Annotated in this window: 22 protein-coding genes and 1 tRNA gene; 11 read left to right on the forward strand and 12 right to left on the reverse strand. The window is 50.6% G+C overall.

Annotated features, from left to right (window positions below; genetic code table 11):
* Nucleotides 1-93: 93 nt before the first annotated feature.
* Nucleotides 94-185 (reverse strand) — tRNA-Ser (locus GA004_RS12200).
* 312 nt (nucleotides 186-497) lie between these two features.
* On the opposite strand from GA004_RS12200, the gene GA004_RS12205 reads away from it, so the two are divergent.
* Nucleotides 498-1,178, forward strand: a complete 681-nt coding sequence (locus tag GA004_RS12205; RefSeq protein ID WP_283394145.1) for a hypothetical protein — start codon at nucleotides 498-500, stop codon at nucleotides 1,176-1,178.
* Nucleotides 1,179-1,204: 26 nt separating this feature from the next.
* On the opposite strand, the gene GA004_RS12210 is transcribed toward GA004_RS12205, so the two are convergent.
* Entirely contained in the window at nucleotides 1,205-1,984 is a 780-nt protein-coding gene (locus tag GA004_RS12210; protein ID WP_283394146.1) for a class I SAM-dependent methyltransferase, read from the reverse strand.
* Nucleotides 1,985-2,055: 71 nt separating this feature from the next.
* On the opposite strand from GA004_RS12210, the gene rplU reads away from it, so the two are divergent.
* The 3 genes from rplU to GA004_RS12225 all read left to right on the forward strand — a co-directional run bounded on the left by rplU (nucleotide 2,056) and on the right by GA004_RS12225 (nucleotide 3,108).
* Nucleotides 2,056-2,370, forward strand: coding sequence for a 50S ribosomal protein L21 (gene rplU / locus GA004_RS12215; RefSeq protein ID WP_283394147.1), 315 nt, complete (start codon nucleotides 2,056-2,058; stop codon nucleotides 2,368-2,370).
* A gap of 24 nt (nucleotides 2,371-2,394) precedes the next feature.
* Nucleotides 2,395-2,637, forward strand: coding sequence for a 50S ribosomal protein L27 (rpmA, locus tag GA004_RS12220; RefSeq protein WP_283394148.1), 243 nt, complete (start codon nucleotides 2,395-2,397; stop codon nucleotides 2,635-2,637).
* A gap of 186 nt (nucleotides 2,638-2,823) precedes the next feature.
* Nucleotides 2,824-3,108: a hypothetical protein gene (locus GA004_RS12225; RefSeq protein ID WP_283394149.1), complete on the forward strand. Its 285-nt coding sequence runs from the start codon at nucleotides 2,824-2,826 to the stop codon at nucleotides 3,106-3,108.
* Nucleotides 3,109-3,141: 33 nt separating this feature from the next.
* On the opposite strand, the gene GA004_RS12230 is transcribed toward GA004_RS12225, so the two are convergent.
* The 3 genes from GA004_RS12230 to GA004_RS12240 form a co-directional block, all read right to left on the reverse strand.
* On the reverse strand, nucleotides 3,142-4,542 hold the full coding sequence (locus GA004_RS12230; RefSeq protein WP_283394150.1) for a phytoene desaturase family protein: 1,401 nt from the start codon (nucleotides 4,540-4,542) through the stop codon (nucleotides 3,142-3,144).
* Nucleotides 4,543-4,617: 75 nt separating this feature from the next.
* The gene (locus GA004_RS12235; protein WP_283394151.1) at nucleotides 4,618-4,872 is read right to left on the reverse strand and encodes an acyl carrier protein; all 255 of its coding nucleotides are present in this window, start codon (nucleotides 4,870-4,872) and stop codon (nucleotides 4,618-4,620) included.
* 17 nt (nucleotides 4,873-4,889) lie between these two features.
* Nucleotides 4,890-6,125, reverse strand: a complete 1,236-nt coding sequence (locus GA004_RS12240) for a beta-ketoacyl-[acyl-carrier-protein] synthase family protein (protein WP_283394152.1) — start codon at nucleotides 6,123-6,125, stop codon at nucleotides 4,890-4,892.
* Between the two features lie 86 nt (nucleotides 6,126-6,211).
* Between GA004_RS12240 and galE the strand changes: the two genes are divergently transcribed.
* Together galE and GA004_RS12250 are read left to right on the forward strand one after the other, a co-directional pair.
* Entirely contained in the window at nucleotides 6,212-7,201 is a 990-nt protein-coding gene (galE, locus tag GA004_RS12245) for a UDP-glucose 4-epimerase GalE (RefSeq protein ID WP_283394153.1), read from the forward strand.
* Between the two features lie 231 nt (nucleotides 7,202-7,432).
* Nucleotides 7,433-8,068, forward strand: a complete 636-nt coding sequence (locus GA004_RS12250) for a response regulator (RefSeq protein ID WP_283394154.1) — start codon at nucleotides 7,433-7,435, stop codon at nucleotides 8,066-8,068.
* A 3-nt stretch (nucleotides 8,069-8,071) separates the two neighbouring features.
* On the opposite strand, the gene GA004_RS12255 is transcribed toward GA004_RS12250, so the two are convergent.
* From GA004_RS12255 to GA004_RS12270, 4 genes are all read right to left on the reverse strand, one after another.
* On the reverse strand, nucleotides 8,072-8,443 hold the full coding sequence (locus GA004_RS12255) for an Hpt domain-containing protein (RefSeq protein WP_283394155.1): 372 nt from the start codon (nucleotides 8,441-8,443) through the stop codon (nucleotides 8,072-8,074).
* 5 nt (nucleotides 8,444-8,448) lie between these two features.
* Nucleotides 8,449-9,045 carry a recombination mediator RecR gene (gene recR, locus GA004_RS12260; protein ID WP_283394156.1) on the reverse strand — a complete coding sequence of 199 codons (597 nt, stop codon included), beginning with the start codon at nucleotides 9,043-9,045 and terminating at the stop codon, nucleotides 8,449-8,451.
* Nucleotides 9,046-9,073: 28 nt separating this feature from the next.
* Nucleotides 9,074-9,382 (reverse strand): YbaB/EbfC family nucleoid-associated protein, encoded by a 309-nt coding sequence (locus GA004_RS12265; RefSeq protein WP_283394157.1) that lies wholly within the window; start codon nucleotides 9,380-9,382, stop codon nucleotides 9,074-9,076.
* Between the two features lie 83 nt (nucleotides 9,383-9,465).
* The gene (locus GA004_RS12270) at nucleotides 9,466-10,344 is read right to left on the reverse strand and encodes an NAD-binding protein (protein WP_283394158.1); all 879 of its coding nucleotides are present in this window, start codon (nucleotides 10,342-10,344) and stop codon (nucleotides 9,466-9,468) included.
* 226 nt (nucleotides 10,345-10,570) lie between these two features.
* Here GA004_RS12270 and GA004_RS12275 point away from each other — a divergent pair, with 226 nt between their 5' ends.
* From GA004_RS12275 to GA004_RS12285, 3 genes are all read left to right on the forward strand, one after another.
* A complete protein-coding gene (locus tag GA004_RS12275) occupies nucleotides 10,571-10,951 on the forward strand; it encodes a DJ-1/PfpI family protein (RefSeq protein ID WP_283394159.1) in 381 nt (126 codons plus the stop codon).
* Between the two features lie 308 nt (nucleotides 10,952-11,259).
* A complete protein-coding gene (locus GA004_RS12280; RefSeq protein WP_283394160.1) occupies nucleotides 11,260-12,648 on the forward strand; it encodes a dihydrolipoyl dehydrogenase family protein in 1,389 nt (462 codons plus the stop codon).
* 189 nt (nucleotides 12,649-12,837) lie between these two features.
* Nucleotides 12,838-13,902: a M42 family metallopeptidase gene (locus tag GA004_RS12285; RefSeq protein WP_283394161.1), complete on the forward strand. Its 1,065-nt coding sequence runs from the start codon at nucleotides 12,838-12,840 to the stop codon at nucleotides 13,900-13,902.
* A 306-nt stretch (nucleotides 13,903-14,208) separates the two neighbouring features.
* On the opposite strand, the gene GA004_RS12290 is transcribed toward GA004_RS12285, so the two are convergent.
* Together GA004_RS12290 and GA004_RS12295 are read right to left on the reverse strand one after the other, a co-directional pair.
* Nucleotides 14,209-15,384, reverse strand: coding sequence for a hypothetical protein (locus GA004_RS12290; protein ID WP_283394162.1), 1,176 nt, complete (start codon nucleotides 15,382-15,384; stop codon nucleotides 14,209-14,211).
* 8 nt (nucleotides 15,385-15,392) lie between these two features.
* Nucleotides 15,393-15,977, reverse strand: coding sequence for a Maf family protein (locus GA004_RS12295; RefSeq protein WP_283394163.1), 585 nt, complete (start codon nucleotides 15,975-15,977; stop codon nucleotides 15,393-15,395).
* Between the two features lie 247 nt (nucleotides 15,978-16,224).
* On the opposite strand from GA004_RS12295, the gene GA004_RS12300 reads away from it, so the two are divergent.
* Both GA004_RS12300 and hemL read left to right on the forward strand, forming a co-directional pair.
* Nucleotides 16,225-17,991 (forward strand): NAD+ synthase, encoded by a 1,767-nt coding sequence (locus GA004_RS12300; RefSeq protein ID WP_283394164.1) that lies wholly within the window; start codon nucleotides 16,225-16,227, stop codon nucleotides 17,989-17,991.
* 118 nt (nucleotides 17,992-18,109) lie between these two features.
* Nucleotides 18,110-19,387 (forward strand): glutamate-1-semialdehyde 2,1-aminomutase, encoded by a 1,278-nt coding sequence (gene hemL, locus GA004_RS12305; protein ID WP_283394165.1) that lies wholly within the window; start codon nucleotides 18,110-18,112, stop codon nucleotides 19,385-19,387.
* A gap of 70 nt (nucleotides 19,388-19,457) precedes the next feature.
* Here the strand turns inward: hemL and GA004_RS12310 are convergent, their stop codons facing one another.
* Nucleotides 19,458-19,757, reverse strand: coding sequence for a hypothetical protein (locus GA004_RS12310; RefSeq protein WP_283394166.1), 300 nt, complete (start codon nucleotides 19,755-19,757; stop codon nucleotides 19,458-19,460).
* Between the last annotated feature and the right edge of the window lie 419 nt (nucleotides 19,758-20,176).

The following is a 20,176-nucleotide window of genomic DNA, read 5'->3' on the forward strand; positions in this document are numbered from 1 at the left end:
CCTTAACGAACTGTGTACCACTTAGTGTACCATTATGCATTCCCATATGACCCATAACCAATTTAAAATCCTATTGATTAGGTGCTTACAAAATGGCGGAGAGAGCGGGATTCGAACCCGCGGTACGGTATGACCCGTACGACGATTTAGCAAACCGTTGCTTTCGACCACTCAGCCATCTCTCCGGTTAAGACCCACAAAGCTTTTGAAAAACCTGTAACCTAGCAATAAGAAAATTGACTGATTTCGTTTTCGAAAACAACGGTTCGGACCGTTGCTTATGCACTCCGTTTTTGTCGCCCCGATCTATCGGAGCTCAGAACAACCATTCAGCCGACCCTCCAGCAAGGCGACTCGCAAATCTGTTTATCTCATTTCGTATATCAAGAACTAAAATCGAGATATTTGTGATGCAAAAAATGTGGTTTAGGATCTTTACGCAGAGGCGTAACACCTCTAATTCTTTTTTCCTAACCCACCAAAGACCCATTTTCGCTGTGAAGGCTAAAAATTATCTTAACGTTCTTACTAGTGCTCTCGCTATCATAGCAATTTCCATTGCCTTTACTTCCTGCGCCAAAAAGGAAAATACCGAAGAGCTTGCTCGAATAGCTGAACTGGAGCAGACAATCGCGGAGAAAGATAAGTTCGCTCAAGAGGAAGCCAAGAAAGCGGCCCTAGCAGAAGAGGCCCGACAACTTGCGGAGGCAAAAGCCGCTAGTGAAGCGGCGGCTCAACAGGAAAAATTGCTCGAAATCGCTGCCCTGAAAGCCAGTGAAGAAGCCGCCCAAAGAAAGTCGGAAGCACTCCGCCTCGAGACTGAAAAGGAGGCCGCAAAGCTCGCGGCGGAAAGGAAGGCAATCGAGGAAAAAGCGGCTCAACTACAAGCCCTGCGGGAAAGGGAAGCCGCCGCATCAGCCGCCAAACTCAAGGAAGCTCAACTAGCGCTAAGAGAAGCCCAAGAGCAAGGTCGAGAAGATGTATCTGCCGCCCGGGAAGAAGCTCGCAAAGCAGCCATTGCCGAAATGGAAGCTCGAGCCGCTGCACGTGGACAGATGGCAATGACGGAAGTCATCTCCCGGGAAAGGGCTGAGAATCCCAAGCAAACCTACTACACCCCGGTCTACTCTCCCAAGACGGACACCAATCGCCTTTCTCCTTCTTACATTCTCGATTGAAAGAATAGATCCCGGATCTGATTTTATCAAAAACCGGCGACGCTAAGTCGCCTTTTTTTAACGACCCAAAAGCGGCAATCTTCAGAAAACTCGCGAACGCTAGAAGACTCGTCGGACAATTCACTCCTCATCTGATCCTCGCTTAAGGACCATCCCGTTGCCTTCAGGTCCTGAACTATATCATCGCGCGTAGGAACGTGCATAAAGGACGTTCCATGTCTCGTCTCGAAGTGCCGATCGCCCATTTCCAGCAAATTCGGATTACGTTCGATGTTGTGTTCGAAATTATCTGGATCCCGAAAAACGGATCGATACAGCCGGTCCGCCCGGTCAAGCGTTGAAAAAATGAATCGCCCATCGGGTTTGATCACCCGCCAAACCTCTTTTAAAGCCCTTCGCCGATTCTCTCTCCCTGGAATCTGCATCAAACCATTGAACCCGAAAATGACCCCATCAAAACGCTCTTCAGGGTAGGATAATCCAGTTGCATCTTCGCATCGGAAATCGATGATAGCCCCCTTGCAGTCGGCTATATCGCGCGCTTCAGCGACCATGGATTCAGAAAGGTCGGCCCCTTCCACACGCTTAAAGCCCATTTTCCATAAACCGAACGCGATTCGCCCGGCCCCGCATCCCAGATCCAAGACCTGGTCATCCCGACCAAACCATTTCTCTATCAAGGCAATTTCAGATTTCCAAAGACCGATGTTGGCAACTGCCCTCCGATAATGTTCGATGGTTCTGGGGTCACTAAAGTATTCTCGGATTCGCTTAATATTTACGGGGCTGTCATTATTCGTCCTCATAGATCGAAAATATTCAGAAAAAAGATTGATTCACAGAGAAGAACTGCCCTTATTACGCGGTTTTATTTCAAATGAAAGCAACCATCCAAACACAGGGCAAGCAGTACACGGTACAAGAAGGTGACGTTCTCATCCTAAATCGCTATCCCGAAACTGAAACCGGATCGAAGATCGAGATTAGCGAAGTACTCACTCTTGGTGAAGGCGATGGCTTTCAGTTGGGAGCTCCTTTTGTTAAAGGGGCCATGGTTAAAGCAACCATCCTCGAAAACAAGCGCGGACGTAAGGTCGTGATCTTCAAAAAAAAGAAGCGCAAGGGCTACAACCGCCGCCGCGGTCATCGCCAAGAACTTTCCGTAATCAAGATTGATTCGATCGAGTCTTAATCCTCAAAGAGAGAATTTCTAGAAATGGCCCATAAAAAAGGACAAGGAACCAGTAAGAACGGACGTGACAGCGCAGCTCAGCGTCTCGGCGTGAAGAAATTTGGTGGCCAGCAGGTCATTGCCGGCAATATCATCGTCCGCCAACGCGGAACTCGCTTCCACCCAGGCTTGAACGTGGGAATGGGGCGTGACCATACATTATTTGCTCTGAAGGACGGTGTTGTCGTATTCGACAAGACACGCCGCAAGGTTGCAGTCGAAGCGTAGTCGCTTACCGATATCGGAATTTTAAAGCCCTCTTTCGCTATGCGGAAGAGGGCTTTTTCGTATGTTGGCTTAAGGCTTCTCCTCCAACGAGCGATTAATAGGCATAACCGCAAGTGATGGACGATAAACGATTCAACGATTTACCGAAGCAGCGTGCACTTATAGGGGAACACCTTATTTGGCTCGATGCGGAGATCGATGCAGCCCAAGGAGAAAGCGCCACCACCCTCGCCTCAAGATGGAATCCCTGCGAATCGGCTCAAGGACCTTGAAGCACCCTTTGAAGCACACCCATCACTGTCCCCTATCGAAGATCCTAACCCAAATTTGGCGGTTCCCGAAATTTACGATGAACTTGGACCTGAAACGGGCAGTTCAGTAAATGAAGCGCGAGGGGGATGCATGGCGATTTTTGCCGTCGCATTTTTAGCTTTGATAGCCCTCGTAGTCTGGGTCTACATTAAGTATTGAGCATGCATTGTTCTGGGAGAAGAAGCGTTCCTTCTATCGTAAGGCGTGGGTATTCGCCATGGCAATTCCGCTCAACATGCTTCCCACAATACCGAGAAAGCCCTGGTCCGTACCGCATATAAAGAGATTCGAAACGGGAGTCGTGCCATCCTTCGTCTTACGGGGAGCTCCGTATATGGCTCCACGCTGTTTCCAGGTAAAGTGTTCCACCGTCTTCGGAGTGAACATATCGTGGGCGATGCAGTACTTTGAGTAGTCCAAGGAATTAGGTGGCATAAACCCCTTCGCCGCGTTCCAAATACGACTTCTCCAATTCTCCTTCTCGGATTTGTATTCTTCCTCTGTATACATCTTCCACGTCTCATAGTTTGCCAAGCAGGTGACCCTCACAATTCCTTCCGTCAGATTGGTCTCTCCGTAGTCAAAATTATTCGGTATGCAAATAACGCCACTCGTCAGATCGACCGGGTCCCTCGCCTCCCGATAGGCAAAACGGTCTCTGTTATTGAAGAAGACTATCGTATCGTTGCCCCAATTAAACGACGAAGGCTGGTGTTTGAAAATCGAGATCGTTTCTGTAAAGGACAACCTACCCGCCTTAATATCCGTTTCGCTTGCGATTTTCTCCGAGCAGAGCGAGTAGGTTTCGGGCAATCCTACTGAAGACAGAACAATATCTGCCTGAACCTCTTCCCCACTATCCAATATGAGTCGGTCCACACGTCCCTTCTCAATCTTGAACGAAGCCACCCCAGTCTTCATCCTTCGAATACCCCCTGCCTCTTTGTACCGCAGGAGCAGCAATTTAATAATATTGCGAATACCCTCTTGGGGACGGGCGAAACCCTCAAAGAAAATAGACTTAAACATCACCACGAACTGTCCAAAGTCCATATCGTCTTCAGTCGAACTTCCATAGTACATCAGAGGGCAGAAGATCATATCCTCGAGAACGACATCGGTGATGCATCGCCTTACCACTTCGCGAGCAGATTGATAGCGATAGTTAAACTTCATATCATCAAAAGCTTGAATGGTCTCTACCAATTTTCTGAACCCATCCATTTCGTTGCGAAACTCGCGCTCCACTTCTGACTCCAGTAAGCCAAATTCATTATTAAACCGAAGGTCCCTCCCGGGAAAAGCAACTCTCGACCCTAACTGCTCGGACAAATTTAGCTCCTCGCGACTGATTCGCAGCTGCCGCAGAATGCGATTGAGCGGCGCTCGCTTAACACCAGGCTTGACAAAATTCGTCATCGCGTGGAGGCCAACATCGTACTTTCTACCCTCTTTAAAATAGAAACTATTCAGCCCACCCGGAGCGTAATGCCGCTCGAAGATGCAGACTTTCTTACCAAAATGGGCAAGACGAATACCCGCAGCGATGCCTGACATCCCTGCTCCGATTATCGCCACATCATACCTTTCCATTTTTCGTATCTATCTGTGTAATACAAAAAATGGCCCGACGCGTACGTCGGGCCAAAATTCCTAAATGCTCACCAACTAGACTAATGCGTCGAACTTCGGAGTCAAATACTCCGCACAGCTGTCCAATGAAACTAAGTTCCCGTATTCGCCCTCTGGGACTTCAATGTCATGCTTCTTGCGAAGCTCCATGACAATATCGAGGAAATCCATAGAATCGAGATCCAGTTGTTCCCGCAATGCCACCTCTGACTTTACATCGCTCAACTCCTCGTCAGGAGCGATTTCCGCGATGATGTCGAGAACCACTTGCTTACATTCGTCTTTAGTCATAAAAATACGTCCGTTTTCTAGTCTGAAAAGCACCTTACAATCAGCGCTGAATTTATTCCGAGCATACCAAAGGAGTTATTCAGAATGGCGTCAACCCGTTTTGCCTCGATGGATCGGTTCAGAACAAGGTTGGGCATTTCACAATTTGGATCCAACTGGTCAACGTTAATAGATGGGTGCACCATCTTGTCTTCAAAAGACGGAAGATTTCCAGCTAGCTCCAATGCTCCCGCAGCGCCCATGGCATGCCCAATAAACCCTTTTGTATTATTGATATACGTATCGGGGCAATTCGCAAAAACCTCCCGAATAGCAGTACATTCCTGTATGTCTCCAAGGGGGGTCGCAGTAGCGTGGGTATTGACAATGTGGATTTCATTCGGGGCCATTTCAGCCTTTTTTAAGGCCGCCCGTATACACTGCGTCTGCCGTTCTGGATTGGGCAAGACGTAGTCTGTCGCGTCGGAATTGACATGGTAACCCGTAATTTCCCCATAAATCTTTGCTCCTCTAGCTTGGGCATCCTCTAGTCGCTCCATTGTATACAACGCCCCCCCTTCACTCACTACGATCCCGTTTCGTTCCACGTCAAACGGACGCGATGCCTTATTCGGATCTTCATGTTCCGCCAAGGCACCTTGGCTCTTAAAACCGGCGAAAATCCCAAATGTGTGAATGCTCTCCGACACTCCACCCGCAATCGCTAAATCAACTTCGCCCAATCGCAACATCTGCAGAGCGTGGATCAACCCTAAGTTTCCCGCGGCACAAGCAGCCCCGATCGCATAAGAAGGACCCGTCACCTTAAGATTCAAAGAGGTCTCTCCCGCGGGATTATTGGCAACGGTTCTTGGATTGTGATGATGGCTCCAAAACTTGGTATCGTAGTCAAATTGGGAAATGTTGTGGATCTCGTTTTCCGTTTCCACGTTTCCATGCTCCGTGGTCCCAATATAGATTCCAACACGGTCTTTCGATACTCCCTCGAAATCGATCCCACTATCGAGAACCGCTTCTCTCGCGCAGTAAATGGAGATGCTTCCCGCTCGAGTCCCCACCCGGACTTCCTTCTTTTTTTGGTATCGAAGTGGGTCAAAATCGCAAATCCCCGCTAGCACCTCACCCATATAGCGGATCTCAGTGCGGCTGATGCCAGCGACCCCATTCAGAAGGTTTGCCCTGTACTCGGATAGGCTGTTGCCGTTCGGTGCGGTCAGTCCAACACCCGTAATTACGATCCTGCTAAGCTCCATTTCTTGGAAATATTAATTTTACCATCCGTAAGAGAATGTTCTTTGCGTAGCTAAAAAGTCCTCCTTATCAATACTAAACCAGAATAATGAAGATACTAGTCGTCGGCGGAGCCGGATTCATCGGGAGTCACTGTGTGAGACAGTTGCTCGCAGCGGGTCACGAACCCTTAATACTGGACAATTTCGTCTACGGCCACCGCGACTCCATCCCGCAGGGCCTAACCGTCTACGACGGCGACATGGGTGACATCTCGTTCACCCAACCGATTCTGGAAAAGGAGAAGGTCGACATCGTCATGCATTTCGCCGCATTCGCCTACGTCGGTGAATCCACGACGGATCCCCTCAAGTACTACGACAACAACATCTCCAAAACCGTTCACCTGCTGCAAGCGATGAGAAACACCAAGGTGAACACCTTCATATTCAGTTCGTCCTGCACTATTTTTGGGGACACAAATGAGATGCCATTGCACGAGGACGTCCCCCGCCAAGCCTTCAGTCCCTATGGCCAAACCAAGCAGGATGTGGAGGTTCTCCTCGGATACTGTGCCAAGGCCTACGGATTGTCTTACGCCTGCTTCCGCTACTTCAATGCATCCGGCGCGGATCCGGATGGAAAAATCGGTGAGGACCACGACCCGGAAACCCACCTCATCCCGCTCGCCATTCAAGCCGCCAGAGGTCAACGCGACAAGCTGGTCATTTTTGGCACCGACTACCCCACTCCAGACGGGACCTGCCTTCGAGACTATATCCATGTCAACGACTTGAGCCGCGCCCACATCGCATCTTTCGAAAAACTGCAAACTCCAGGAACAGAGCTCCATTACAATCTCGGAACCGGAAAACCGTCCAGCGTCCTAGAAGTTATCAATACAGTCGAGGACGTCACCGGCCTTAAAGTCCCGCACGAGTTTGGTCCCAGAAGACCTGGAGACGTTCCTGCCGCCTACGCTTATCCCGAAAAAGCAATCAAAGAGCTCAACTGGGACATCGAATTTCTTGATATCAAATCAATTGTTGAGACCGCTTGGAAATGGCACCAATCCAATCCGAACGGTTTTGAAGAATAACCCGCGCAAAGAAACCGGCTAGAGTCCGATTTCCACCTGGGCTTGCTCGCAAATCGAGTTTTCCTTAAGGGTCTCTAGGGGTGGCTTTGTCTAGTTAAGAACTTTAACGTATATTCAGATATTTTACTGGAAGCTCAACAAATTCGTTTCCAACTCTTATACCGTTAGTATCGATTTTGAGGCGAGTTTCCACATTACTCCCTAGCATTCCCCTCAAGCTCTTGGGCCTACATGAACGTCATCGTTATAGAAGACCAAATCCTATTTCGTGAACTCATCGTTTCCGTTCTAAGGAACGACTTTGATATCAATGTTCTGGGCGAATACGATGACGGTGAGACCGGCATGGAAGCCTGCCTAGACGATAGCCCAGACCTTCTCGTGCTCGATATCAAAATCAAGAAGCTAGGGGGCCTCACAGTTTTCAACCGTTTGAAAGACCGGGTGCCGGATATGAAGATCATTCTAGTTTCCGCCCACTTAACACCCGAAATCGTGAAAAGCAGCGTCGAGCGCGGCGTAAACGGACTGGTCACGAAGAACAGCTCAATCGAAAGCCTTAAGGACGCCATCGGGCAAATCCTCAAAAGAACGGTATACTATTGCCCGGAAGCTTACAACCTACTCCGCCAACCTATCTCCAACAAGGACTACAACGACAGTCTAAAAATGCTCACACCTCGCGAGACCGATGTGCTCCAGATGGTAGGTGAAGGCTACAGTTCCAAAAAGATTGCCCAGTCATTCGGCTTGAGCGTTCGTACGATCGACGCCCATCGCAGCAATATCATGCGAAAGCTAAAGCTCCGTGGAGCCACCGACATGACTCGCCTCGCCGTTAAACTGAAGCTGGTAAGCCAAGACTAGCACTTAGCTCAAAAAGCGTTTCGCCTCGAGGCAATACAAAGTATACTCCTCTCCCAGAAGGTCAGCCAGGCCGTCTAGGTTTAGGAATTCTCCTTCGGAGCGGCACACGAGAACGCCCTCCGTTGTGAGTGCGTAAATGCGATCCGCACCCATTGCAGCAGACGAACCCTTCATCTTGTGGATGACCTCATGGATATCTGCGTGCACGCCTTTGGGAAGTAGCTCTCGCAATTCAGCGATTAGCTCTGGCCCTTCCGATTCGAAGATCGAATAAAGGCGATTGAACAAGGAGCCAACGCCAACTACCTGTTCTTGCAGCTCGCGTACATGAGCTTCATTTATGGGTTCAATATTTGTTAAGTCTGGGACGCGCATTCTATTTAACGAAAATTCTGGCGAGCATCCAATGCACTTTTGAGAGTTACGGCATCGGCGTAAAGCACCGATCCTCCACTTGGAAGACCAAATCCGATCCGAGTGACACTGACTTCGTAGGGCTGGAGCAGGTCAATCATATAGTGGCAGGTAGCCTCCCCTTCGATGTCATTGGGCAATGCCAAGATCAACTCCGATACCTCTCCCGCCTTTGCTCGATCCAGCAGAGAATCAAAGTTTAGTTCACTCGGACCAATCCCGTTGATCGGTGACAGCTTCCCTTGTAATACATGGTAGGAGCCGTTGTACGCGCCGGACTTTTCCAAGGAAAGTAAATCACTCACGTGCTCGACCACGCAAACCGTGCCCGAATTGGCCCGGTGCTCATCCTGGCAAATCGAGCAACGCTTTGATTCACACAAATTGCCGCAATTCTCGCAACTCGATACATTGTCTCGAGCGCTAGCCAGGGCGTCCATGAGCCCCTGACAGGTTTCCGGCTTCTCCAAGAGCAGTTGGATCGCCATCCGCTCTGCCGACCGGTACCCGACGCCAGGCAACTTCTTCAACTGCTTCTGCAGTGCATCGAACGAGGGGGTCATTTGAGAAACAATCGAAAAGCCAGTAGGATTACATCAGCCCGGGAAGAGACATCCCCTCCGTTGCTTTTCCCATTTCTTCTTCATGTAGCGTCTTGGCTTGAGCACTGGCTTCTTTGACGGCTTGCAAAATCGTTTCCTCAATCAAAGAGGCCTCTTCTTTCAGAAGCTCTGGATCGATCGTAATGTTCCGAAATTCGCCAGAAGCCGTAATTTTTATAACCACTGCTCCACCACCGCCTGAGATCTCTAGCTCTTTTTCTGCGAGCTCGGCTTGCAGCGCCTCGATTCGCTTCTGCATTTTCTGTGCTTGTTTGAGAAGTTTTCCAACACCGGCCATGATTTATCGTTCGTTAAGGTTAGTTGCTAATTGGACTCTAAGAATGGTAGGACACAGGCAGCTTTAGTAAGGCAGACAACGCGTCAACTCGAAACCAAGCTGGCCATCCCTTCACTCGCGTTCGGAAAGGCCGGCTGCCAATCAAAGGCTTCTTTCATCTTACTGTTCAATATTCTTCGGTTCGCAGGCCGCTGCCCATCCATGCGTCGGGACCCTCTGGCCCCATTCAGCGACGGGTCAAAACCGGGCGTCGGCACCTTCATCCTAGCGGACAATTCCCTCACTAAATCCTCCCTCAGCATCGGAACATCATCAACCACACTAAAAATGGCTCCTGCGTTTTCAGATCGAAAAACGGCTCCTATCGCTCCCACAATATCCTCGAGACGAATCAGATTTAAAAAATAGTCGCCATACCCGGGAAGTGCTCCATCGGCTTTCGCAATCCGATTTGCGAGGAAGGAACGGTCTGGACCGTATATTCCACCTAATCGCAAAACCGTCTTAGCAGCGAGGTCATTGGATTCCATTAACACGCGTTCCGATTCCAGGATAACCTCAGATCGCTCAGAGCTGGCTCGGGCGTCTTTTTCCTCTATCCAGTCTCCCCCACTATCTGGATACACGGAAACGCTGCTAGTATAAATGGCGGAGCCCGAAAATCCAGATCGGCTCATCCAATCCGTGAACGAGCGATTTCCACCGACATAAGAAAGCCGATAGCCCTCCAGATTCGGCGCGGCGGCACTTACGCAATTCAGCGACCAATCTACATTCTCCGCAAATGCATACCAAGCTGTCTCATGCACATTTCCCACAAAAACGTCCATTCCCTCGCTACGTAGCTGGTCAGCCATCTCCTCATTTCGCGTGACAGCCAAGACCCTATTACCCTGAGCCCGCTCATAAAGTCCTACCGCGCGTCCTACATAGCCGCAGCCCAAAATCAGGACCGTCTTCATGGATTTCGCTCTCTTGCTAAAGTTTGCTTGCTCATCTTAATTGACCGAAAGAATTTCAAAAACTCGCCATTAGGCCAGACAAAGGCAGCTATGGCAACAGATCCCGAGCAATACAAGCAACCCAAACACGTATTAGCTATCGTATTTGACGGCATTGAGGAAGTCGAAGCGTTGGCCTCCACCGGATATATTGAGAAGAGCGGGCGTTGAAACGGTCATGGTATCGGTGAGCGATTCGCAACGGGTCGAAGGTCGCAACGGCATTCGTTTTCAGGCGGATCAATCGCTGAGCGAAATTGATGCGAGCGCTTTCGATATTGTCTTCCTCCCAGGTGGTCCCGGTGTGCTGCCTCTGGCTAAGAACGCTTTGATCACTGAGATTATCCAGTCCTACGACCACGAATCCAAATTCGTTGCAGCGATTTACGCCGCTCCAAAAGTCCTGGCTCAAGCAGGTATACTCGAAAATCGTCCCGCCACCGGTCACTCATCAGTTAGATCGGAAATCCCCGTTCCCAGTCAGGACCGAATCGTCCAGCCAAACCGCATCATCACCTCCCAAGGAGCTGGCACCGCGATCGAATTCGGCATTAAACTCGCCGCATGAATCGTTGGTGAGGAAACCGCTCAGTCCGTCGTTGATTCGATCCATGCAATCTAAAATCGAATCCCTATAAAACAGGAGCCTATTACATTAGCCTTCGCCATCCAGCAATTAAGCCTTATTCCCTCGGTCCCATGAGAGTATCCGATAAGTCGCCTTCGAGGTATTGTAGTTATATTTAAGATTCAAAATTTGGCTTTTGAGTTGTGTTATGCACAGAGCGTATTGCGATGCGAAGAAACGAAATTTGGGCTCGAATGAGACCAAAGGACGAAGAAATTGGATTTATTGGACAATCTCTCAGAAAACAAATGATTAAAGAACACGACTTCATAGCCATTGGCGGCGGGAGTGGCGGGTACAACGCCGCCCGGGTCGCCCGACAATATTTTGACAATGTCGCCATTATCGACGGGGCCAAAGAACTGGGCGGTCTCTGTATTCTCAAAGGTTGTATGCCCTCAAAAACCCTCATCTATTCAGCCGAGGTTCTACACCTTGCGCAGCAGGGAACCCGCTTTGGACTCTCCATTCCTAAAGCGAAAGTCGACATGAAAGCCCTGCACGAGCGCAAACTAGCAACCATCAAGGAGTTTACCGACTACCGGGTCGAATCGATGGAGAGTGGCAAATTTCACCTCTACCGAAACTTTGCCAAGTTCATTTCCAATGACACGGTCGAGCTCGACGACGGCACGCAGCTAAAAGGAAAACACTTTATCATCGCAACAGGTTCCTACGTATCGAAACCGCCTATACCTGGAATCGACCTGCCCGAAATTTGGACAAGTGATGATGTATTGGATCTAAGCGAACTCCCAGAATCCGCTATCGTTCTGGGCGGGGGAGTAGTTGCTTGCGAACTCACTCAGTTTCTACACCGCGTCGGCTGCAAAACAATTCAGATACAGAGGAGCCCACACATCCTCAAGGATCAGGCTCCCGACGTTTCCAAAGTCGTGGAAAAAGCACTGATCAAAGAAGGGGTCGACCTTCTGACGGACACCAAACTCCTTAGCATCTCCAAAACCGATTCTGGCTTTGATGTCACCTTCGAGCACAAAGGCACTCAAGTCACTCGTTCAGCAAAGCATGTCGTAAATGCTCTCGGACGGTCCCCTGCTACGGCTTCGCTCGGTCTCGAAAACGCCGGAATCGAGCTCGAGCCCAATGGGCAAATTCAGACAGACAAATACCAGCGCACCTCCAATCCAGCAGTGTATGCCGCAGGCGATTGCACTGGACCCTTCGAGATCGTACACACTGCAGTGCTACAAGGTGAGCTCGCAGCCTACCATGCTTCCGGGATCGAAAAGACTCCCCTCAACTACGACCACATGCTCGATGTCGTCTTCACCAATCCCCAAGTCGCTCGGGTCGGACTCACCGAAAAGGAGTTGAAGAAGCGGAATATTGAATACATTGCCGCCGACTATCCATTCGATGACCACGGGAAATCCATTCTCATGGAGGCCAAGCACGGGTTCGTGCGACTCTTCGGAGAAAAGCCAACGGGCAAAATTCTCGGCGCCGAAATCGTATCCAAAGATGCTGGAGAGCTCATACACGCCCTTTCCGTCGCGGTATCGCATGGACTTACCGCGGCGTCTCTCCTGCAAACCCATTGGTATCACCCTACTCTATCAGAAATCATATCCTATCCCCTTGAAGACATCGTCGACGAACTCGCGGTGCAATAAGGTAGCGGGCTGCCCAATCCGAAGGGTAGAAACTTGCACAACACCGCGTCTGATCATCAAACTGCAGAAGTACTTTTCGCAATTCCTCCATTGTGTTCGGGATGGATGGAAAGCCGCGATCAATACCACACGCATACATTCAATCCTTCCCAATCACTCGATATTTCCCTAACACTTGCTTTCTAAATTATGACCTATACACCGTCTGAATTCCTCGTCGATCTACTCAACGCCAAAAGCCCTTCGGGAGCGGAAGGACAATCCCAGGCCGTCTTTGACAAATATGTCGAGTCCCATTCCGATTCCTACGAACGGGACGTCCTAGGCAATCGCATCGCAACCCTCGAAGGAAATGGCGGGCCATCAGTCATGTTTTCCGGTCATCTCGACGAACTTGGTTTCATTATCACCTACATCGACGAAAAGGGGTTCCTCTACTTCGCCACCATTGGCGGACACGACCGTATCATCATCCCAGGCCGCCGCGTGCTCATCCAGACAAACAAGGGAGTGGTCAAAGGGGTTACAGGTAAACGAGCCGTCCACCTCATGAATGCGGAAGACAGAGAGAAAGTCCCAAAAATCAATGAGATGTGGATCGATATTGCCGCGGCAAACAAGGAAGACGCTTTGTCACGTGTGCAAGTAGGCGACGTAGCCACTTACGATCACGAGTTCGAACTCATTCATGGTTCCGTTGGTGCCGCTCGCGCCTTCGACAACAAATGCGGAGCCTACATCGTCGGAGAAACACTACGCCGCCTCTCGGCAGACAATGAGTCCTTAAAAGCAAAAGTCATATCTGTGGGCACCGCCCAGGAAGAAATCGGCGTCAGAGGTGCCACTACATCTAGCTATGGTGTAAATCCTGATTTCGCAGTCGCCGTGGATGTTGGCCACAGCACGGATCATCCTGATTGCGACAAGCGCAAGTTCGGGGAAACCAAATTGGGAGCAGGACCGATCATTACTCGCGGTCCAAACATCAATCCCATCGTATTCAATAAACTGATCGAGGCTGCCAAGAAACGTGACATCCCCTACCAACTCGAAGGCGACCCTCGACCTACTGGCACAGATGCTCGAGCCATTCAAATGGCCCGCAGCGGAGTCGCCACCGGCCTCATATCTGTCCCTCTTCGCTACATGCACACCCCCAGCGAAATGGTCGACCTTGAAGATGTCGAACAATCCATCCGACTCCTTGAAGGATTTGCCAAAGACCTCCAGGTCGGCGAAAACGGAAACTGGTAAGAGCTTTTTCAATATATTGAAGGCTCTCTTGGGCGGCCTCAAATCAGCGAAAGCTAGGATGGAGTAGTTGGCATCTGCGAATCAACGTCGCATTGCAATGAAGCTCCTTTGTTCAAGGGAGTCAGAGAAGTTCGATTTGAGAATAAAAATCTGGATTCCGAACCGAGGATTAATCGGAGAGTATTTTGATAAGAGGAAACGGATTTTCAAATCCAATCCAACGATATGACGGAGGAATGGACTACTTGGATACCCTCCCAAATAAGCGAACGTACCGGATTTAACCCGCAAACGAATCCCGACTAACTAGCGGTAGTGGAATGAGAACGTAACTGATTCTTCATGACCAAAGACTGCCACCATTTCAGGCGTCCAAGGCCCATAAGGCGCTCCGTTCTCGATCGCGGTGCGGCACATATAAATGCCAATCACTTTAGCAGTGCTGTCGGGCAGCAATTTCAGATCTTCCACGTATCCATCCTTAGTGAGAATAAAGCGGAGGACTACTTTGCTGTTGGACTCCTTGCCAGCCGCTTCATCGGCTAGCGAATTCCATCGCACGCTGATTGTCTCGATCAGTCGCTCCATGTATTCACCAAACTCGCTGAATTTCGCGTCGACCGCGATGGTGCCGGTGCGCGAAACACCAGGTACACGATTGCCGCGGGGTCCAGGTGCCACTTTAGGAAGGCGGGGTCGCGGTCTGGGCGAGGGTTCGGAATAGTCGGAGCTCACCTGAGCACTCTGCGGTACGACGAGCGGCTGGAGGGCGGCTGCCACTTGCTCTTTCTCCTCCCCTTCTTCCGCCTCTCCCTTCAGGTACTCATTCACATTGGTGGGGGCATCTTTTTCTTCGTGGTCAATTTCGGCGATACCCGTTTCATCCGGGTCTTTTTCTTCCTGCTCGCCCGGTATCGGAATCTGCTTCTCCAGTGGCAAAGTCTCGAACTGTGGAACCAGCAACGGTCGTTCCTCGGCGGTCTCCGTCTCCTCCTGCTCCTGGCTTTCGGGAGCTGGAGGCGGGGCGATCTCAGGAGGGCTCAGGTCACCCGTCAAAAACTGGTTGGTCTCGATATCGTCATCGCTCTCAACGGATGGACGGTTCTCCAGGTCAAGCTCGGCGGGCTTTTCTTCCTGGGCAGCCTGCTGACTGCGAGCGGCAAAATTGTTGGTTTGGTCGGGCTCATTCTCGGGGGCGTCCGGATTTGTCTGAGTGTAGACTTGCTCCGGCTCTTCCTCTTCAGGCGGCATTAGCTCGACCTCGTATTCCCTAAAACGGTCCTGAATCTCAGCTCGTTCCGTAGTAAAAACGTCTGAGGGCATCCATAAGAAGCCGATCAAATGAAACAAAATCGTCCCGATCACCCCCGCAATGAGCGAACGACGCGAAATCGCGCGATGGCGGAGCAGCACATCCATCAGGAGCTTCTCCTTGCCTCGTCGGTCCCGTTTCCGGGTGATTTCCTCTGTTGAAAGTGACATTCTCGGGGTCAGATTAGACTATAACACTCCAGCATGGCCTTTGTTTCATCAAACGGCAACCCCATGATGTTGGAATGCGACCCCTTGAAGGAGTCGATAATGAGATCCGTTCCCTCCTGAATTCCGTAAGAGCCCGCCTTGTCCAGCGGATTAACGATCTCGAAATAGCGTTCGATCGTCTCATCACTCAGCCCTTTGAACGTCACCTCGCTGCGAACGCTGATTGTCTCCTCAATCTGCCTAGACTGGCAGTAGAGCGAAACTCCCGTATGCACAATATGGGTACGTTGTGACAGTTTTTGCAACATGCTTCGCGCATCGTCCATATCAACGGGCTTGTTCAGTACCCGTCCGTCTAGGTGGACCGTTGTGTCAGAGCCTAGAACAAAACGGTCGGGATATCGCTTTGCCACCCAACCGGCCTTTAAAACTGCATTCTCTCGCACCATGGCTTGCGGATCGGAATCACCCGATTCATTCTCGTCCACCTCCGCAGGGATAATCTCGAACCGAGCCCCCATCCGCTCCAAGATGTCTTTTCGGCGAGGCGAGGCGGAAGCGAGGATGAATCTAGCTGGATTAGATACACACATTAAGACCATCGCATTTGATAGGAATCCCTAATCAAATAGCCACGAAAAACGGCAGGCCAGAATTGCGGGGACCAGAATCAAGGTAGGGAAAGACGGCCCTAGCGGTCCTCACCAATAGTCCAATAATCCCCGTCTAGTTCAGATTCAATAGCCCAATCTTACGGCCAGTGCTTGCGCTGTTCCGCGTTGGAGAATCTTTATCATTTCTTTTTTATACGCGGCATAACGCGATCGCTAGCCCTACAGAATGCTAAATCCCGCCTTGGCGGACACAGGGACGCTCCCCGGAAAAACCATCCGAATTCACCGCAAAATCCCCCACGGCAAAAACTTGCTCTTTGCCGAGCGAGTTGTTCTCCTCGATGGTATCCGCATGAAAATCGGACTAGCCCAGATAAATGTAACCGTAGGCGACCTTCAGAATAATGAAGAGCGGATCGTGCGAGCCTACCATGAATTGGTTTCTCAAGGGGCGGATTATGTTGTTTTTCCTGAATTGGTTATCACCGGTTACCCCCCTAGAGACCTGCTCTTTAAGCAGCAATTCGTTCCAGACAACTTGGAATCACTCCAAAGGGTAGCCTCCAAAACCAGCTCAGTCCCAGCTATTCTCGGGTATGTTGATTTAAACAATGATTCTGCCGGACGGAATTTTCACAATGCCGCCGCCGTCTGCTTCGATGGTAAGGTCCAGGAAACGGGGCACAAGTGCCTTCTGCCCACTTACGATGTCTTCGACGAGGACCGATACTTCCAGGCCGCCCAAAAGCCCTTAGTTTTCGAACACAAGGGACGGAAGATCGCCTTAACCATTTGTGAAGATATTTGGACCTCGCCAGAGGTCGCTCCTCGACAACTTTACCCCACCTCACCCACTGAATTCCTCAAGACCCAGTCGCTAGATCTTCACTTCAATCTTTCCGCCAGTCCATGGCACATTGAAAAGACGCACCTGCGCCGCAAATTGATATCTAACATTTCGATCCAATTGGGATGCCCTAGCGTTTATGTTAACGCTGTAGGCGGTAACGACGAGCTCATCTTCGACGGCCGAAGCATGATCGCGAACACAAAAGGCGAGATCATTGCCGGTCTTTTGGGATTTGCCGAGGAACTGCGAGTGGTCGACGTTCAGGGCAGTCCCAACAAGATTGAACCCAGTTTCGAACAATCCCAAACGCAGGATATCGAAGATGCACTCGTGCTTGGGTTGAAAGATTACGTCCACAAGTGCGGGTTTAGAAAAGCCTTAATCGGACTGAGCGGAGGCATTGATTCAGCGGTCACCGCTGCTCTCGCCGTAAAAGCCCTCGGGAAGGAGAATGTCACCGGTATCGCCCTGCCTTCTTCCATTTCCTCGGACCATAGCAAAAACGACGCGGAAGAACTTGCCCAGAATTTGGGCATCGAATTCCACATGGTTCCAATAGAAGGAATCGTCGCCGCTTCTGAGGCCACTCTGGAGCCTCTTATTAGCCACACGGAAAAAGATGTAACTGAGGAAAACATACAAGCGCGATCTAGAGGACTTCTCCTCATGGCCCTCTCAAACAAATTTGGGGCCCTCCTACTAACCACTGGCAACAAGAGTGAACTTTCCGTGGGCTATTGCACCCTTTATGGCGACATGTGTGGCGGACTAGCCGTCATTTCTGATCTGCCGAAAGTTAAAGTCTTCGAGCTGGCTCTTCACATGAACCGGGATGGCTTATTGGTTCCGGTCAATACCATAGAAAAGCCCCCTTCCGCCGAACTGCGTCCCGACCAGAAGGACGAAGACAGCTTGCCACCCTACGATGTCCTCGATGGCATTCTCAAAGCCTACGTCGAAGAAGGAAAGTCTAGCAGTGACATTATTGCTCTCGGATATGACACAGACGTAGTGAAAGACATTATACGCAAAGTTGACCTAAACGAATACAAGCGCAAGCAAGCCGCCCCCGGTTTAAAACTCACTCCCCTCGCCTTCGGCGTCGGCCGCCGTATTCCAATTGTTCAAAAATACGTTTCGTGAATACTATCGCCAACGAAGCACCCAGAGGACACCAAGAATAACCCACGAGCCTCTCGTAAATTAGTGATATCCTAATTCGTGACTTCCGCGTCCTTCGCGGGCAGAAAAACTATCTATTATGTCAAATTCCTCTGACCTCTTCGAACGAGCCAAGCAACTAATTCCTGGTGGCGTCAACTCGCCTGTGCGGGCATTTCGCTCTGTCGGTGGCACCCCCTTTTTCACTAAGAAAGCAAATGGAGCCACACTCACCACGGCGGACGATCAGGATCTCATCGACTTCGTCTGCACATGGGGTCCGGCTATCCATGGTCACAATCATCCTGTGATCCGGGAAGCCATCGCTGAGGCTCTGAACAATGGAACCAGTTTCGGCACGCCTAACCCATACGAAGTCGAGATGGCTGAACTACTCGTGGAAATGGTGCCATCCTTGGAAAAGATACGCATGGTCAATAGTGGGACCGAAGCCACCATGACGGCCATTCGGCTCGCGCGCGGCTACACAAAGCGAAACAAGATCATCAAATTCGAAGGATGCTATCATGGCCACGTTGATTCGCTTCTCATCAAAGCCGGTTCCGGTGCCTTGACACTCGGCAATCCGGACAGCGCCGGCATTCCTGAGAGCCTGGCCGCGGAAACGATCGTGCTTCCATTTAATGAACTCGAAGCGGTCGCGGCAGCATTTGAGAAGTATAGCGATGAAATCGCTGGAATTATCCTTGAGCCATATCCCGCTAACATCGGCTTGATCTTTCCAAAGTCGGGATACTTGCAAGGCCTTCGCGATCTCTGCACCCAGTTTGGTTCTGTGCTCATTTTCGACGAGGTAATGACAGGATTTCGCGTAACCGCAGGTGGAGTACAGACGAAAGAAGGAATCACACCCGACTTGACCACTCTCGGCAAAATAATCGGCGGCGGTCTTCCTGTGGGTGCCTTGGGCGGCAGAGCCGAAATCATGAATCATCTCGCCCCGCTTGGGCCTGTCTATCAGGCGGGTACCTTGAGCGGCAATCCACTTGCCATGGCCGCCGGAATTGCATCGCTCAAGCTTCTCAGGGATAGCGACGCCTACAATCGGCTCGAAAAGTTGGGAACTCAGGTAAAGGAGGCCATTAGCTCAACCCTGTACGAGATCGGACTGCCCGGCCAGATTCCTCAAGTTGGGTCCATGTTCTGTCTCTACTTCACCGACACACCTGTCGAAAACCTCGACGAGGCCACCGCGACGGACACTGATAGGTTCAACAAATACTTTCATACTTGTCTGGAAAACGGCGCCTACATCCCTCCCTCGAAATACGAAGGCAATTTCATCTCCACCGCCCACGACCAAGGCGGCATTGACCAAGCATGTGACATATTTGTGAACGCGTTACGATCGTTGTAGCGCAAGCGACTAGCCATACGGTTGCTTTATCCACGTTTGGACAAACTTTTTCTCCGATAATCCAAAATCATCAGACCGAAACCATTGGAGCCATACCGGTCATACCGCCGCGTTTGGGATCCTCATTTTCCATGTCCAACCGCATCTCCATCCAAGGCTCTGATTGGAGGCGACGCATAAAGCGATGCCCCGTCTCATGCAACAGAAAGCGCTCTCTTAGACCGGTTGGATTTAGGAGCACCGCATTTTGATGGGCGATGAATCTTCGCACGTGTTCCGAAAGGGCTTGGTTTTCATCCGCCAAGTTTCGATTGAAAAATTGGTCTACTTTCGAGCGAGAAAAGTGAGGCGGGCATCCTCCTCGACACATCTAGATTCAGCTCCCCTTCCACTTCGTGGGAAAACGCCTGATTTATCTGGTTGAGGTTACGAGAACTGTGCCCCTTGAGTAGTCAGTTTGGGTCAATAGAAAGGAACCATTCAAGGAAAAAGATACCCGACCGAACAGAAGATCCGCATTCCCCAGAAGGCCTAGAGAAGCGATAAGACGATCTTAGACGTCTGCCGCGATCAGCAAATAAGCGAGCAGACCTTTCACCGCCGGGAAAAGGGAGTTCGGCATAATGGAGGTCGACCAGGTCAAGTAGCTCAAGGCGCTTCAGAAGGAGAACGCTATACTCAAGCGGATGCTCGCATACGAGATGCTGGGCTAAGCGCTTTTAAAGGAGGTTCTAGGAAAAAAGCTGTGAACCCCGAGCACAAGCGGCAGATCGCCGGAAAGCTTGTATC

This window comes from Candidatus Pelagisphaera phototrophica (genome assembly GCF_014529625.1).
Lineage (GTDB): Bacteria > Verrucomicrobiota > Verrucomicrobiia > Opitutales > Opitutaceae > Pelagisphaera > Pelagisphaera phototrophica.